Genomic DNA, 14,856 nt, shown 5'->3' on the forward strand with positions numbered 1-14,856 from the left:
TGAAAGACCTGACATATTCCTTGAAATGATTTTGTGTTTCGTAAGAAACGTCAAAGTTATAGGGTCAAGTGAATAAGAGCACGTGGTGGATGCCTTGGCAATGATAGGCGACGAAGGACGTGATAGCCTGCGATAAGCTTCGGGGAGCTGGCAAATTAGCTTTGATCCGGAGATTTCCGAATGGGGAAACCCACCGAAAGGTATCGCATAGTGAATACATAGCTATGCGAGGCGAACCGGGTGAACTGAAACATCTCAGTAGCTCGAGGAAAAGACATCAACCGAGATTCCGAAAGTAGTGGCGAGCGAAATCGGAGAAGCCTGCAAGTGATAGCACAAGACATAACGGAACAGTTTGGAAAGACTGGCCATAGCGGGTGATAGCCCCGTACGTGAAATGACCTGTGTGGTACTAAGCTTGCGACAAGTAGGGCGGGACACGAGAAATCCTGTCTGAACATGGGGGGACCATCCTCCAAGGCTAAATACTCATCATTGACCGATAGTGAACTAGTACCGTGAGGGAAAGGCGAAAAGAACCCCGGGAGGGGAGTGAAATAGATCCTGAAACCGCGTGCTTACAAAAAGTAGGAGCCTCGTAAGGGGTGACTGCGTACCTTTTGTATAATGGGTCAGCGACTTACATTCAGTGGCAAGGTTAACCGAATAGGGAAGCCGTAGAGAAATCGAGTCCGAATAGGGCGATCAGTCGCTGGGTGTAGACCCGAAACCAAGTGATCTATCCATGGCCAGGATGAAGGTGCCGTAACAGGTACTGGAGGTCCGAACCGACTAGTGTTGCAAAACTAGCGGATGAGCTGTGGATAGGGGTGAAAGGCTAAACAAACTTGGAAATAGCTGGTTCTCTCCGAAAACTATTTAGGTAGTGCCTCAAGTATTACCATCGGGGGTAGAGCACTGTTTTGGCTAGGGGGTCATGGCGACTTACCAAACCAAGGCAAACTCCGAATACCGATGAGTACAGCTTGGGAGACAGAGCACCGGGTGCTAACGTCCGGACTCAAGAGGGAAACAACCCAGACCGCCAGCTAAGGTCCCTAAAATTGGCTAAGTGGGAAACGAAGTGGGAAGGCTAAAACAGTCAGGATGTTGGCTTAGAAGCAGCCATCATTTAAAGAAAGCGTAATAGCTCACTGATCGAGTCGTCCTGCGCGGAAGATGTAACGGGGCTAAGCCAGTTACCGAAGCTGCGGATTTGCAATTTATTGCAAGTGGTAGGAGAGCGTTCTGTAAGCCTGTGAAGGTGCGTTGTAAAGCGTGCTGGAGGTATCAGAAGTGCGAATGCTGACATGAGTAGCGTTAAAGGGGGTGAAAAGCCCCCTCGCCGTAAGCGCAAGGTTTTCTACGCAACGTTCATCGGCGTAGAGTGAGTCGGCCCCTAAGGCGAGGCAGAGATGCGTAGCTGATGGGAAACAGGTCAATATTCCTGTACCGATATATAGTGCGATGTGGGGACGGATCTTAATAGGTCATCCGGGTGTTGGATATCCCGGTTTAGTTGGATGTAGGCGTGCATTAGGCAAATCCGGTGCACATATACCGAGGCCAACGATCGAGCCAGCTTGCTGGTGAAGTGACTGAACGAGGTTCCAGGAAAAGCCACTAAGCTTCAGCTATATACGACCGTACCGCAAACCGACACTGGTGCGCGAGATGAGTATTCTAAGGCGCTTGAGAGAACTCAGGAGAAGGAACTCGGCAAATTGACACCGTAACTTCGGAAGAAGGTGTGCCCTATTAGTGTGTAGTGAACAACGAAGCATGAATGGGTTGCAAAAAATCGGTGGCTGCGACTGTTTATTAAAAACACAGCACTCTGCAAACACGAAAGTGGACGTATAGGGTGTGACGCCTGCCCGGTGCTGGAAGATTAAATGATGGGGTGCAAGCTCTTGATTGAAGTCCCAGTAAACGGCGGCCGTAACTATAACGGTCCTAAGGTAGCGAAATTCCTTGTCGGGTAAGTTCCGACCTGCACGAATGGCGTAACGATGGCCACACTGTCTCCTCCTGAGACTCAGCGAAGTTGAAATGTTTGTGATGATGCAATCTCCCCGCGGAAAGACGGAAAGACCCCATGAACCTTTACTGTAGCTTTGTATTGGACTTTGAACAGATCTGTGTAGGATAGGTGGGAGGCTTTGAAGCAGGGTCGCTAGATCTTGTGGAGCCAACGTTGAAATACCACCCTGGTGTGTTTGAGGTTCTAACCTAGGTCCATTATCTGGATCGGGGACAGTGCATGGTAGGCAGTTTGACTGGGGCGGTCTCCTCCCAAAGCGTAACGGAGGAGTTCGAAGGTACGCTAGTTACGGTCGGACATCGTGACGATAGTGCAATGGCATAAGCGTGCTTAACTGCGAGACTGACAAGTCGAGCAGATGCGAAAGCAGGACATAGTGATCCGGTGGTTCTGTATGGAAGGGCCATCGCTCAACGGATAAAAGGTACTCTGGGGATAACAGGCTGATACCGCCCAAGAGTTCATATCGACGGCGGTGTTTGGCACCTCGATGTCGGCTCATCTCATCCTGGGGCTGTAGCCGGTCCCAAGGGTATGGCTGTTCGCCATTTAAAGAGGTACGTGAGCTGGGTTTAAAACGTCGTGAGACAGTTTGGTCCCTATCTTCCGTGGGCGCTGCAGATTTGAGGAAGCCTGCTCCTAGTACGAGAGGACCGGAGTGGACACACCTCTGGTGTATCGGTTGTCACGCCAGTGGCATTGCCGAGTAGCTAAGTGTGGAAGAGATAACCGCTGAAAGCATCTAAGCGGGAAACTCGTTTCAAGATGAGATCTGCCGGGGCCTTGAGCCCCCTAAAGAGTCGTTCAAGACCAGGACGTTGATAGGTCAGGTGTGGAAGCGCAGTAATGCGTTAAGCTAACTGATACTAATTGCTCGTGCGGCTTGACCCTATAACTTTGATCTGTCAGATCAAGGTGTTATGCCAAGTTGACGCATTCAAAATACATTCAAGCAGCGCAGTCATTGCGTGCTGATTCAAAACTCTATGAATTCGTTTGATTGATCATGTGATCAATCAGACATCAAGTTATGCCTGATGACCATAGCGACGTGGTACCACTCCTTCCCATCCCGAACAGGACAGTGAAACGCGTCAGCGCCGATGATAGTGCGGGTTCCCGTGTGAAAGTAGGTCATCGTCAGGCTCTTACAGCCTAGAAAGCCCCAACCAACCGGTTGGGGCTTTCTTATTTGTGCTGCAGAAATCGATTTCTTTGATTTCAGGTGTTGGCGATGACATCGGCAGCACGCCGTGCGGCACCCGAACGCACGAGGTCGTCCAGAACATCCTCCCCAAGGGCTGCAAGATCCCAATTCGGGAAAAAGCGAGATTGAATCGTCCGAAGGTACGGTGTCTCGTCTCGCCAAGCGCTCCATTCGTTCGTCCGCATGGACTGAACCTCCAGCAATTTGAACTTCACCAGCACCTTGAACGCGTGCCGCGCATGCTTGTGTGGATCTGCGGAGAGCCCGTCCAAGCGCCGGCGGGCCGTGGAGAGGGCTCGCGTCACATCCGAGAACAAGGAACCATGCCCTGGGATCACCGTGCGCGGTCCCAATCCCTCGATCAAGTCGAGCGTTGCCGCGACTTCATCAAAGGACGGCTCACCGACAAGCTCCGGAAAGACGACGCCGAAGCCGTTCTCCCAAAGCGCGTCCGCCGAGATGAGCGTCCGCGTGACGGGCTCGAACAGAACGACGGAGTTCGGATCGTGACCCGGCGCAGCATGGACCTCCCAACCATGCACTCCCAGCTGGCGCCGCTGCCCGGGAACGAGCACGCCATCAGCCCGAAAGCGTGGGCACTGTTGTCCTGTCGCGCGGTAGCTTAGCGCGTCGACGTCCCAGCGCGAGACGGCTTCCGCCTCGCCGGGCGGGATCTCGGTGCGCAGGGAGGCGTAGCGCTTCTGCAATGCCAAATTGCCACCGCAATGGTCGCTGTGCAGATGGGTGTTGATCAGGAGCAAAAGAGGACGCTCACCCAATTCGCTTTCGACCAAGGCCACGGTCTGCGCCGCATGCGTGACATAGCCGCTATCGACCAGCACGGGCCGATCGCCATGCAGCAGCACGTTGTTCGACGACAGCCATCCGCGCTCAAAGACCGTGACGCCGGTCGGCAATTCCGGCGTCACGGGTGCGCCGCGGCGGTGTTGACTCGAAGCTGCCGACGCAGAATCTTCCCCACGTTGCTCTTGGGCAGCGCATCTCGGAACTCGATGCTCCGCGGCCGCTTGTAGCCGGTCAGCGCCTGGCTGCAATACCGCAGCACGGCGTCTTCCGTCAGGGTCGGGTCCTTGCGCACGACGAAAACCTTGATGGCCTCACCCTGCTTCTCGTCAGGGACGCCGATCGCCGCGCATTCGAGTACACCCGGGCACAGCGAGATCACATTCTCGAGCTCGTTCGGGAAGACGTTGAAGCCGCTCACCAGGATCATGTCCTTCTTGCGGTCCACGATCCGGCTGTAGCCGTCGGCCTGCATCAGGGCAATATCGCCTGTCCGCATGAAGCCGTCGGCGGTGAAGGCGGCGGCGGTCTCCGCAGGCTGCTGGTAGTAGCCCACCATGACATTGGGGCCCTTGATGCACAACTCGCCGGCCTGGCCTTCGGGCAGCGTTCGACCTTCATCGTCCTTGATCGCGATCTCGATGCCCGGCAACGGCAGCCCGATGTTTCCGGTGAAATGCGTGTTGCTGACCGGATTGTTGGTGCCGATCGCACAGGTCTCGCTCATGCCCCAGCCTTCGATCATCGGGCAGCCGGTGACCTCGAACCACCGCTGCGCGGTGCCCTCGGATGCCGCCATACCCCCCGCCTGGGACACGAACAGCGTCGAGAAATCGAGTTTGCTGAACGCCGGGTTCATCAGGAGCGCATTGAAGAGCGTGTTGACCGCCGGCAGCATGTGGAACGGGCGCTTTTTCAGCACGGCGACGAACTTGTCGAAGTCCCGTGGATTCGGAATCAGGGTCAGGTGCGAGCCCTGGCGGATCGCCAGCAGACAGAGGGTGAGCGCGAAGATGTGATAAAGCGGCAGCGCTGCGATGCTGTTGACCTTGCCCAGGTCGCCGACGCGCTTGAGCGCCGGCGTGAACCACGCTTCGGCCTGCAACGTGGCGGCGACGATGTTCCGTTGCGTCAGCACGGCGCCCTTCGACAAGCCGGTCGTTCCGCCCGTGTATTGGAGGAATGCAACGCTGTCGAGCGTGCTCGTGTCGGCACTGAGCTCACGCCCTGCACCTTCGGCCAGCGCCTGTGTGAACGTGGTGACCGTTCGACCTTCCAGGGGCAGCTTGTACGGCGGCACCATGCGCGCCAGGTGTCGGACGGCCACCGTGATCCAGGTGCCGTACAGGCCGCCGAACAGGTCGCCCATCGCTGTCACGACCACGTGCCGCAACGGCGTGCGATCGATCACCTGCTGCAGCGTGGACGCGAAGTTCTCGAGGATGACGATCGCCGTCGCGCCGGAGTCCTTCAACTGGTGTTCGAGCTCCCGCGCCGTATAGAGCGGGTTCACGTTCACGCAGGTGTAGCCGGCGCGCAGCACGGCGCACATGGTGGCGGCGAACTGCGGGATGTTCGGCAGCATGATCGCCACACGCGCGCCCGGCTCGAGACCCAACGACTGCAGCCATGCACCCAGCGCCTTCGACTGCCGGTCCAGCTCCCCATAGCTCGTCCAGCGCTCCATGCAGACCGAGAACGGCCGCTCGGCGTGGCGCTGGAACGACTCGTCGAACATCTGCCCGAGCGAGCGGTACTGCTCGGGGTGGACCTCGTGCGGCACGCCGGCCGGATAGCTCTTCAACACGGAGGGTTGCATGCGTGCTCCTTTGCAGCGCATTGTGCGAGGCAACGTGTCGATGCCGTCCCGGGGCTTGCCCCAGGGTCGACCGGCGCGACGCCTATTTGAGCCAGCGGTCCAGCACGCGCTGCATGTCCCCCCCGGCCTGCGACAGGTGCAGCCACTGGTCGACATACGCTTTGAACGCCACGTCGTCGCGCGGGAGCATCCAGCCCATCTCGCCGTACTGCAGCGGCTTCTCGGGGTTGATCGCGCACAGCCCCGGCTTGAGGCGCTGCTGCGTGATCGCTTCGGCCGATTCGGTGACGAACACGTCGGCACGATTGGCGAGGATCTCGTCGAAGATGGTCACGTTCTCACCGTGCAGCGTCATCCGGGCACGCTTGAAGTTCGCACGGGCGAAGCGTTCGTTGCTGCCGCCCGGGTTGAAAATCACGCGCGTCTCGGGCTGATCGATCGCCGCGACGGTCTGGTACTTCGCGACGTCCGTGCAACGCGCGATCGGCGTTTTGCCGTTCACCATGTAAGGCGTGCTGAAGAAGGCCCGCTTCTGGCGCTCGGTCGTCACCGACACGCCGCCCACGGCGATGTCGCACTTGTCGGCGACCAGGTCCGGCAACAGATTCGCCCAGGTGGTCTTGACCCACACCGGCTTTGCGCCCAAGCTGCCGGCGAACGCGGTCACCAGGTCGACGTCGATGCCCTCGAAGGGCGCGTTGGCCTGCTGGAAGCTGAAGGGTTTGTAGTCGCCCGGCGAGCAGACGCGCAGCGTCGCCGATTTCTGCACGGCGTCGAGCCGCGACGGAGCGGGGCCGGCCGTCGGCGCCATGGCACATCCACCCAGCGCCGCCGCGAGGGCCAGGGCCGCCAGGGGCTGGAAACGAGAAAAACGGGACATCGTCAACTCCTTGGAAGGCAGGGAAAAGAGCGATTGTGCGCGGGACGCCGCGGCGCCAAAAGGATGCGCGAACGCAACGTTTCCCGAATTTTCTGGAGCAAACACCCCAATCCGTGCGCTTCGTCTCGCTCTGTGAAACCGGTATCTTGTGATCTAGGGATAAACCCTTATATTCGACCCATGAACCCCGCCAAGGCCTTCCTCCGCGCCTCGCTCGGCCTCGGATCCTTCCTGAAGGTCCCGATCGTCGACGCCCAGGCGCACGGCCGTGCAGCATCGGCCCCCGTCATGGTGCCCATCCGCAGCATCGGGCCGCGGGAGCGCGGCCGGATCGCCGCGCATCTGCTGGCGCTGAGCCCCCAGGACCGCTACCTTCGCTTCGGCTATGCCGCGTCGGACGAGCAGGTGCAGCGCTACGCCGACGGCCTCGACTTCGAGCGCGACGAACTCTTCGGCATCTACAACCGCCGTCTCGAATTGATCGCCATGGCGCACGTTGCCTTCGCGCCGAGCGGCCAGCCGCGCGAGTGCGCCGAATTCGGCGTCTCCGTGGCGAGCCATGCGCGCGGCCGCGGCTACGGTGCCCGCCTGTTCGAGCGCGCCGTCGTGGTCGCCCGCAACGAAGGTGTCGGCATGCTCTTCATCCACGCGCTGAGCGAGAACGCCGCGATGCTGAAGATTGCGCGCAAGGCCGGTGCCACCGTGGTGCGCAGCGGTTCCGAATCGGAGGCGCACCTGCAGTTGCCGTCGCCCACGCTCGACAGCCGTCTGAACGAGATCGCGCTGGAGCATTACGCCGAAGTCGACTACCAGCTCAAGGCCCGGGCCAAGCAGTTCTGGTCGTTTCTGGCCGGCGTACAGGAAGTGCGCAGCGGCATGCGTGCTGCGCGCGAAAAGTCCGCGCCCTGACGGCGCCGCGGGCGCCGGTGTCAAATCAATCCGGTATCCTTGCGCTTCCCCAACTCCGCCCTCCCGCAGTGGCCGACCCTCATCCTGAACGCACGCCCGTCGAACGGGAAGACAAACGCGGCTTCCTTCAGAAGCTGGCCGAGTTCATCCATCCCGGACCGGATTCCCGGGACGAGCTGATCGAAACCCTCGCAGATGCCGAAGACAACGACGTGATCGGCGCCGAGTCGCGCGTCATGCTCGAAGGCGTGCTGCGCATGGCCGACATGACGGCCGGCGACGTGATGGTCGCTGCCCCGCGCATGGACCTGATCAACATCGACTCGCCGTACGACACCCTGCTGCACGGGGTGATCGACACCGCGCACTCGCGCTTTCCGGTGTACGAGGGCGAAAAAGAAAACATCATCGGCATCCTGCTCGCGAAGGACCTGCTCAAGCTGCAGCGCGCGCCGGGCCTGAACATCCGCGCACTGCTGCGGCCGGCCACTTTCGTGCCCGAGAGCAAGGGCCTGAACGACCTGCTGCGCGAGTTCCGTGGCAACCGCAATCACCTGGCGATCGTCATCGACGAGTTCGGCCGCGTGGCCGGCCTCATCACGATCGAAGACGTGCTCGAGCAGATCGTCGGCGAGATCGAGGACGAGTTCGACATCGCCGAGGACGAGGGCGATATCTTCGGCCTGGCCGACCACACCTACCGCGTGTCGGGCGACACGCCCATCGAGCGCGTGGCCGAAGCCTTCGGCATCACCTTCGACGACGAAGCGCTGCACGAGGACTTCGACACCATCGGCGGCCTGGTTGCGCACGAGATGGGCCACGTGCCGAAGAAGGGCGAGCACCATGCGTTCGGCGGCTTCGACTTCGTCGTGCTGCACACCAAGGGCGGCGCGGTGCGCTGGTTCAAGGTCTCGCCGGCGCGCGGCAGCGACGCTTCTGATTGAGCGCGTCGATGGCCGCGGCGGCCCCCGCGCCTTCGCGCACCGCCTTCCTCGCCCGCATCGCGCTCTTCGCCGGGGCGGGCCTCGCGCAGGCCGTCTCCATCGCCGCGCCCTGGAACGGCCGCCCGCTGTGGTGGCTGCAATTGCTGTCGCTGGCGGTGCTGGTGTGGCAGCTCGACGCACTCCGCGCCGATCCGCGGCCGAAGCGATGGCGCAGCGCCGCGCTGCATGGCTGGCTGTTCACCACCGTCTGGCTTTGCGGCACCTTCTGGTGGCTCTTCGTGTCGATGCACACCTACGGCGGGCTCCCAGCGCCGCTGGCGGCCACCGCGGTGCTGGCCCTGGCCGCGGCGCTCGCGCTCTACTACGCGGTGGCGTGCGGCGTGTTCGTGGCGGTCGCACCGACGCGTCCGGTGGGCGCGGCCGCCCTGTTCGCGGCGCTCTGGACGCTGGGCGAGCTGCTGCGCGGCAGCTGGTTCACCGGCTTCCCCTGGGGCGCGGGCGGCTATGCGCATGTCGACGGCCCGCTGGCCGTGCATGCCGCCTGGCTGGGCGTCTACGGCATCGGCGCGGTCGCGGCGACGATCGCGGCGCTGGCCGTGCTGGCGCTGCGCCGCCGAACGTGGCGCGCGGCCGCAGCGCTGATCGTCGCGCTGGTCGCGGCGCCCTACGCGCTCAACCTGCTGCGCGACGACGCGGATGCACCGTCCAACGCGCGCGGCAAGCTCGGTGTCGCGCTGCTGCAAGGCAACATCCCGCAGGACGAGAAGTTCATCCCCAGCGGCGGCATCGCTACCGCGCTGCGCTGGTACGGTGAGCAGCTGCGCGACGCCACCGCGCAGCTGGTGATCACGCCCGAGACGGCGCTGCCGCTGCTGTCGTCGCAACTGCCGCCGGGCTACCTCAATGCGATCGCGGCGCGCTATGCGAACGGCACGCAGGCGGCCATCGTCGGCCTGCCGGTGGTGGGCACCACCGGCGAGAACCGCGAGTTCGACGGCTACCGGAATTCGGTGCTCGGCTTCAAACCGGGCGAGGCACAGCCGTACCGCTACGACAAGCACCACCTGGTGCCCTTCGGCGAATTCGTGCCGGGCATGTTCCGCTGGTTCACCGACCTGATGAACATCCCGCTGGGCGACTTCCGCAGCGGTGGGCTGGCGCAGGCGCCCTTCGTGTGGCAGGGCCAGCGCATCGCACCGAACATCTGCTACGAGGACTTGTTCGGCGACGAGATCGGCGCCAATTTCCGCGACGCCGCCAACGCGCCGACGATCCTGCTCAACGTCAGCAACATCGCCTGGTTCGGCGACACCGTCGCCATCGACCAGCACCTGGCCATCTCGCGCATGCGTGCGCTGGAATTCGCGCGGCCCATGGTGCGTGCGACCAACACCGGCGCGACCGTCGTCATCGACCACCGCGGCCGTGTGACCGCTGCGCTGCCGCGCCTGACGCGCGGCGTGCTCACCGCCGAGGTCGAAGGCCGTGCCGGCCTCACGCCCTACGCGCTGTGGGTGTCACGTTTCGGGCTGTGGCCGTTGTGGGGCCTGTCGCTGCTGGTGGTGGTGGCCGCCGTGTGGCAGCGCCGGGGTCAGGGCGATCAGCGCGGCAGGTAAGCCGTCGCCTCGATCTCGATCACCAGCGCGTCGCCGGGCAGGAAGCGCGACACCTCGACCACCGTGCTGACGGGCGGCTCGCCCGGATAGAACAAGCCGCGCACGCGGTTGTACGCCGGGTACTGCCGGATGTCGCGGAAGTACTGCACCAGCTTCACCACGTCGTTCATCGTGCCGCCGTGCTCCGCCGCCAGCTGGCGGATGCGTTCGAGCACGAACCAACTCTGCGCGACGATGGGCGCCTCGTACACGTCCACGGACATCTGTCCGGTGACATAGCCGAGCGTGCGCAGCTCGTCGCGGGCGATCGGCGGCAGGTCGTCATACGAGGCGACGGCCTGGCGCCGCGCCGGGTCGACCGCCACCACGCCGCTCATGAAGACGAAGTCGCCGACGCGTTTGGCGGCGGCGTAGTTCGCCATGGGCGCGCCCATGACCGGCACGTTGCTAGAGCTCATGCTTTCACCGGCCAGTCGCGCAGCTTGCCCGGGTTGAGCAGGCCCAGCGGATCGAAGTGCTGCTTCACCGCGAGGATTTCCGGCGGCAGTGCGCCACCGGCCTTGCCGTCCTCGACGATGAAGGTGTGCGGGTTGTTGATGCGGATGCCGCGGTCGCGGTGGATGCGGATGATCTCGTCGAGCCGCTCCTCGGTCGTGAAGCGCACCAGCTGCAGCCCGCTGCAGGTCAGCAGGCCATCCATGCCGCGCAGGAACTCGATGTGCATCATCACCTCGCCCGCGAGCAAGGCTTCCATCTCGGTGATCTGCTGGATGTACTGGCCGGGCGTGAAGCTGCTCTGCAGGTAGGTCAGCGACTTGTCGATGCGCAGCGCATGCAGCGTCGTGTGGTTCCAGGTGAACTCCATCAGCGTGCGGTTGCTCTTGGCCACCTCGGCCGCATCGCGGCGGTAGGTCACGGTGCCGCCGTGCGCGGCGACCAGGTCCTTCAATGCGTCTTCCGCCGGCTCGTCGACCAGCGACAGCACCGCATGGCAGCCCTTCGACAGGTACTCGGCGAGCTGGCCCAGGTGGTCGGGCACCGGGCTGCCGAAGAAGGCGACCTCGCGCTTGTCGATGCCCGGCGCGCGCGCCAGCGCATCGGCGAAGGCCAGGGCGGTGTCGAAGCGCTCGAAGGTGACCAGCGTTTCCAGCCACGGCCGTGCCGGCGCCATCGCCACCTCGACCTCCAGCACCAGGCCGTTGGTGCCCCACAGATGGTGCATGCGCAGCGCTTCGGCACCGCGCAGCTCGACGATCTGGGGTTCGGGTTCGATCGTCATTGCACGGATGCCCAGCACATTGCCCGGCGCGCCCAGCGGCCCGTAGTTGATCGAGCCGACTCCGCCGAAGCCGCCGCCAAACAGCCCGCCGAGCGTGGCGCTGCGGAAAGTCGACGGGATGCAGCGGAACTCGTGGCCGGTGGGCCGCGTCGCCTTCTCGATGTCGACCAGCCGGATGCCGGCCTGCGCACGCGCCGTGCCGCCGCGCACCCAGCACATCGCGTTGTAGCTGGTCATGTCGAGCACCACACCACCGGCGAGCGGCGTGGTCTGGCCGTAGTTGCCGGTGCCGCTGCCGCGGATGGTGATCGGCAGCTTGCGGCGCGCGCAGGCGCCGACCAGGCGGCGGATCTCGTCCTCGGTGCGCGGCCGCACCACGGTGTCGGCGCGCTTGTCTTCCAGCTGGCGCTTGAGCACGGGGCTGAACCAGGCGAAGTCCTGCGACAGGCGGGCGACACGGCCCGGGTCGTTGATCCAGTCGAGGTCGGGGAGTTCGAGCTGCAGTTGCTCGATGGCGGAGACGGGAGCGTTCATGGCAGGGGTCGTGTCAGTCTTGGGAAATTTCGCTCGCGTGCCAGGAGCCCAGCGCCAGCTTGGAGAGCCAGGCCATCAGCACGAACAGGCCCACGCCGGTGAGCGAGATGAGCAGCAGGGCCGCGAACATGCGCGGGATGTTGAGTTGGAAGCCCGCCTGCAGGATCTGGTAGGCCAGGCCCGCACCCGAGCCGCCAGTGCCGGCGACGAATTCCGCGACCACGGCACCGATGAGCGCAAGGCCGCTCGAGATACGCAGCCCGCCGAAGAAATACGGCAGCGCGCTCGGGATGCGCAGGCGCACCAGCTGCTGCCAGCGGCTTGCGCGGTTGAGCTTGAAGTAGCTCTGCAGGTCGGGGTCGATGCTGCGCAGGCCCAGCGTGGTGTTGGCGATGATCGGGAACAGCGCCACCAGCGCGGCGCACACCGTCATCGCCGCCACCGGGTTCTTCACCCAGATGATGATCAGCGGCGCGACCGCCACGATGGGCGTCACCTGCAGCAGCACCGCGTACGGGAACAGGGCCGTCTCGATGCGCTTGCTCTGCACGAACAGGAAGGAGATCAGCACGCCCGCGACCGTCGCCAGCACGAAGGACAGCACCGTGATCTTCAGCGTGACCAGCAGCGCGTTGCCGAGCGGCACCCAGTCCTTGATCAGCGTCTCCATCATGAGGTAGGGCGAGGGCACGAGGTACGGCGGCAGTTCCATGCCGGTGACCAGGCCCTGCCAGATCGCGACCAGCACGACGCCGACCATCACGGGATAGAACACGCGCTGCACACGCGGCTGCTGGAGAAAGGGCACGCGCGCGGCCGGCCGCGAACGGGATGCAACGGCGCTCATCGGCTCGTCTCCTCGTGGGCGCCGCTCGCGCGCAGCAGGCTGTCCTGCAACTGCTTGGCGTAGCGGCTGAATTGCGGCGACACCATGAAGTCGGGTGTGCGCGGGTAGGGCTCGTCGATGGTGAACTGTTCCACCACGCGGCCGGGCCGCGCGGCCATCATGATTACGCGGCTCGACAGAAACACCGCCTCGTGGATCGAGTGCGTCACGAAGATCACCGTGAGCTTCTTCTTGCGCCACAGGTCGAGCAGGTCGGCGTCGAGCTTGTGGCGCGTGATCTCGTCGAGCGCGCCGAAGGGCTCGTCCATCAGCAGCAGGTCGGGTTGCGTGACGAGGCCGCGCGCGATCGACACGCGCATCTGCATGCCGCCCGACAGCGCGCGCGGCAGGGCGTCGGCGAACTTGTCGAGCCCGACGAGTTCGAGCGCCTCGGTCACGCGCGCATCGGCCTCCTTGCGCGGCACGCCGGCCAGGTCCAGCGGCAGGCGCACGTTGGTCTGCACGCTGGCCCACGGCATCAGCGTGGGCGACTGGAACACGAAGGCCATCTTGTGGGCACAGGTGTGCAACTCCGCCACCGGCCGGCGCCACAGCAGCAGCCGGCCGTCGGTGGGCTCCAGCATGCCGGCCACCATCTTGAGCAACGTGCTCTTGCCGCAGCCCGAGGGGCCGAGCAAGGTGATGAACTCGCCCTCGGCGATCTTCAGGTCCACCGGCAGCAGGGCCTGCGTGCCGTTCGGGTAGGTCTTCTCGGCGGACAGGATCTCCACCGCCGGCGTGGCGTGAGCCCACGCGGTCGGCGGTGCGAGGGTGTCGGGTTCGACGCGGTTCATTCAAGAGCCTTTCGAGGGGGCCGTGCCGTGTGCGGCCGGCCCCTGGGTTTCAGGGCGTGGGGCGCAGCGGGGTCAGGGCAGGACCTTGGCGTCCTTGATGAACTCGGTCGTGTAGGTCTTGGCCAGGTCGACCTTGGCCGGGTCGAGCAGCTTGGCCGACACCAGGAAGTCGTAGCTCGCCTTCGAGCGCGCGTCGGTGATGACGCCGATGCCCAGCTTGGCCGCGTCGCCGCCGGTGATCATTCCCATCTCCTTGAGCTTGGCGACGCTGTAGGCCAGCTGGTCGTCGGTCATGTTGGGGTTGTCCTTCTTGATCAGCGCGTTGGCCGGCGCCGGGTTCGCGAGGTAGCTCTTCCAGCCTTCGGCCGAGGCCTTGACGAAGGCGGCGACCTGCTTGCTGCGGTCCTTCACGGTCTTGTCCATGCACGACACGGTGGTGGCGTAGGCGGGGAAGCCGTGGTCGCTGAACATCAGCACGTTGGCCTTCACGCCGGCCTTCTGGATGGCATAGGGCTCCGAGGTCAGGTAGCCCTGCTGCGCGGCGTTCTTGTCGGCCACGAAGGGCTGGATGTTGAAGGTGTAGGGGCGGGTCTGCTCGTCGGTGAAGCCGAACTTGGCCTTCAGCCAGGGCCAGTAGCCGCGCTGCGCCTGCGCGCCGATCAGCAGGGTCTTGCCCTTGAGGTCCTCGAACTTCTTGACGTCCTCGTGCGCGATCAGCACCTGCGGGTCCTTCTGGAAGAAGGCCGCCACGTTGACCACCGGCACGCCGCCTTCGCGCACCTGCATCATCTGGATGTCGCTCGAGCCCATGATGCAGTCGGCCTGGCCGGCCGCCATCATCTGCGTGATGTTGACCTGCGGGCCGCCCATCTTGATGGTCACGTCCAGCCCATGCTTCTTGTAGATGCCTTCGGCCACGGCCTGGTAGAAGCCGCCGTGTTCGGCCTGCGCGTACCAGTTGGTCATGTAGGTGAACTTGTCCTGCGCCTGGGCAGGTGCCGCGGCGGCGAAGGCCAGCGCGGCGGCGCCGGCGAGGGAGGCGAGACGGAAGACGGAAGGCTGGCGCATGGAGTGGACCTCTCGAAGTGCGGGGTGAAGGAAATGCAAGGGAAAGACGAAGGAGCAATGCAAGGAGCG

At 63.5% G+C, this 14,856-nt stretch carries 11 protein-coding genes and 2 rRNA genes; 5 read left to right on the forward strand and 8 right to left on the reverse strand.

Annotated features, from left to right (window positions below; all coding sequences use genetic code 11):
* The first annotated feature begins 62 nt into the window (after positions 1-62).
* Together N8A90_RS04090 and rrf are read left to right on the forward strand one after the other, a co-directional pair.
* Positions 63-2,935: ribosomal RNA gene (locus tag N8A90_RS04090) — 23S ribosomal RNA — on the forward strand.
* A gap of 142 nt (positions 2,936-3,077) precedes the next feature.
* A 5S ribosomal RNA gene (gene rrf / locus N8A90_RS04095) occupies positions 3,078-3,190 on the forward strand.
* Positions 3,191-3,265: 75 nt separating this feature from the next.
* Here rrf and N8A90_RS04100 read toward each other — a convergent pair.
* From N8A90_RS04100 to N8A90_RS04110, 3 genes are all read right to left on the reverse strand, one after another.
* Positions 3,266-4,180: an MBL fold metallo-hydrolase gene (locus tag N8A90_RS04100; RefSeq protein WP_262073368.1), complete on the reverse strand. Its 915-nt coding sequence runs from the start codon at positions 4,178-4,180 to the stop codon at positions 3,266-3,268.
* The gene (locus N8A90_RS04105) at positions 4,177-5,874 is read right to left on the reverse strand and encodes an AMP-binding protein (RefSeq protein ID WP_262073596.1); all 1,698 of its coding nucleotides are present in this window, start codon (positions 5,872-5,874) and stop codon (positions 4,177-4,179) included. The genes N8A90_RS04100 and N8A90_RS04105 overlap by 4 nt, the downstream gene beginning before the upstream one ends.
* Positions 5,875-5,956: 82 nt before the next feature.
* The gene (locus N8A90_RS04110; RefSeq protein ID WP_262073369.1) at positions 5,957-6,754 is read right to left on the reverse strand and encodes a transporter substrate-binding domain-containing protein; all 798 of its coding nucleotides are present in this window, start codon (positions 6,752-6,754) and stop codon (positions 5,957-5,959) included.
* A gap of 180 nt (positions 6,755-6,934) precedes the next feature.
* On the opposite strand from N8A90_RS04110, the gene N8A90_RS04115 reads away from it, so the two are divergent.
* From N8A90_RS04115 to lnt, 3 genes are all read left to right on the forward strand, one after another.
* Positions 6,935-7,663: a GNAT family N-acetyltransferase gene (locus N8A90_RS04115; protein WP_262073370.1), complete on the forward strand. Its 729-nt coding sequence runs from the start codon at positions 6,935-6,937 to the stop codon at positions 7,661-7,663.
* Between the two features lie 68 nt (positions 7,664-7,731).
* Positions 7,732-8,610, forward strand: coding sequence for an HlyC/CorC family transporter (locus tag N8A90_RS04120; RefSeq protein ID WP_262073371.1), 879 nt, complete (start codon positions 7,732-7,734; stop codon positions 8,608-8,610).
* Positions 8,611-8,618: 8 nt separating this feature from the next.
* On the forward strand, positions 8,619-10,226 hold the full coding sequence (lnt, locus tag N8A90_RS04125) for an apolipoprotein N-acyltransferase (protein ID WP_262073372.1): 1,608 nt from the start codon (positions 8,619-8,621) through the stop codon (positions 10,224-10,226).
* On the opposite strand, the gene N8A90_RS04130 is transcribed toward lnt, so the two are convergent.
* The 5 genes from N8A90_RS04130 to N8A90_RS04150 form a co-directional block, all read right to left on the reverse strand.
* Positions 10,211-10,684 carry a RidA family protein gene (locus tag N8A90_RS04130; protein ID WP_262073374.1) on the reverse strand — a complete coding sequence of 158 codons (474 nt, stop codon included), beginning with the start codon at positions 10,682-10,684 and terminating at the stop codon, positions 10,211-10,213. The genes lnt and N8A90_RS04130 overlap by 16 nt on opposite strands.
* On the reverse strand, positions 10,681-12,039 hold the full coding sequence (locus N8A90_RS04135; RefSeq protein ID WP_262073375.1) for an FAD-binding oxidoreductase: 1,359 nt from the start codon (positions 12,037-12,039) through the stop codon (positions 10,681-10,683). Before N8A90_RS04135 ends, N8A90_RS04130 begins: the two co-directional genes overlap by 4 nt.
* A gap of 13 nt (positions 12,040-12,052) precedes the next feature.
* Complete coding sequence (locus N8A90_RS04140) at positions 12,053-12,886, reverse strand: ABC transporter permease (protein ID WP_262073376.1); 834 nt, start codon at positions 12,884-12,886, stop codon at positions 12,053-12,055.
* Positions 12,883-13,719, reverse strand: a complete 837-nt coding sequence (locus N8A90_RS04145; protein ID WP_262073377.1) for an ABC transporter ATP-binding protein — start codon at positions 13,717-13,719, stop codon at positions 12,883-12,885. Before N8A90_RS04145 ends, N8A90_RS04140 begins: the two co-directional genes overlap by 4 nt.
* 72 nt (positions 13,720-13,791) lie before the next feature.
* Positions 13,792-14,787, reverse strand: coding sequence for an ABC transporter substrate-binding protein (locus N8A90_RS04150; RefSeq protein WP_262073378.1), 996 nt, complete (start codon positions 14,785-14,787; stop codon positions 13,792-13,794).
* Between the last annotated feature and the right edge of the window lie 69 nt (positions 14,788-14,856).

The sequence above is a fragment of the Variovorax sp. N23 genome (assembly GCF_025486315.1).
Lineage (GTDB): Bacteria > Pseudomonadota > Gammaproteobacteria > Burkholderiales > Burkholderiaceae_C > Variovorax.

What these genes read in the sequence shown, in the direction of transcription:
- N8A90_RS04105 (WP_262073596.1), bottom strand. Translation starts at nt 5,874, where the DNA reads ATGCAACCCTCCGTGTTGAAGAGCTATCCGGCCGGCGTGCCGCACGAG.
- N8A90_RS04110 (WP_262073369.1), bottom strand. Translation starts at nt 6,754, where the DNA reads ATGTCCCGTTTTTCTCGTTTCCAGCCCCTGGCGGCCCTGGCCCTCGCG.
- N8A90_RS04115 (WP_262073370.1), top strand. Translation starts at nt 6,935, where the DNA reads ATGAACCCCGCCAAGGCCTTCCTCCGCGCCTCGCTCGGCCTCGGATCC.
- lnt (WP_262073372.1), top strand. Translation starts at nt 8,619, where the DNA reads ATGGCCGCGGCGGCCCCCGCGCCTTCGCGCACCGCCTTCCTCGCCCGC.
- N8A90_RS04130 (WP_262073374.1), bottom strand. Translation starts at nt 10,684, where the DNA reads ATGAGCTCTAGCAACGTGCCGGTCATGGGCGCGCCCATGGCGAACTAC.
- N8A90_RS04135 (WP_262073375.1), bottom strand. Translation starts at nt 12,039, where the DNA reads ATGAACGCTCCCGTCTCCGCCATCGAGCAACTGCAGCTCGAACTCCCC.
- N8A90_RS04140 (WP_262073376.1), bottom strand. Translation starts at nt 12,886, where the DNA reads ATGAGCGCCGTTGCATCCCGTTCGCGGCCGGCCGCGCGCGTGCCCTTT.
- N8A90_RS04145 (WP_262073377.1), bottom strand. Translation starts at nt 13,719, where the DNA reads ATGAACCGCGTCGAACCCGACACCCTCGCACCGCCGACCGCGTGGGCT.
- N8A90_RS04150 (WP_262073378.1), bottom strand. Translation starts at nt 14,787, where the DNA reads ATGCGCCAGCCTTCCGTCTTCCGTCTCGCCTCCCTCGCCGGCGCCGCC.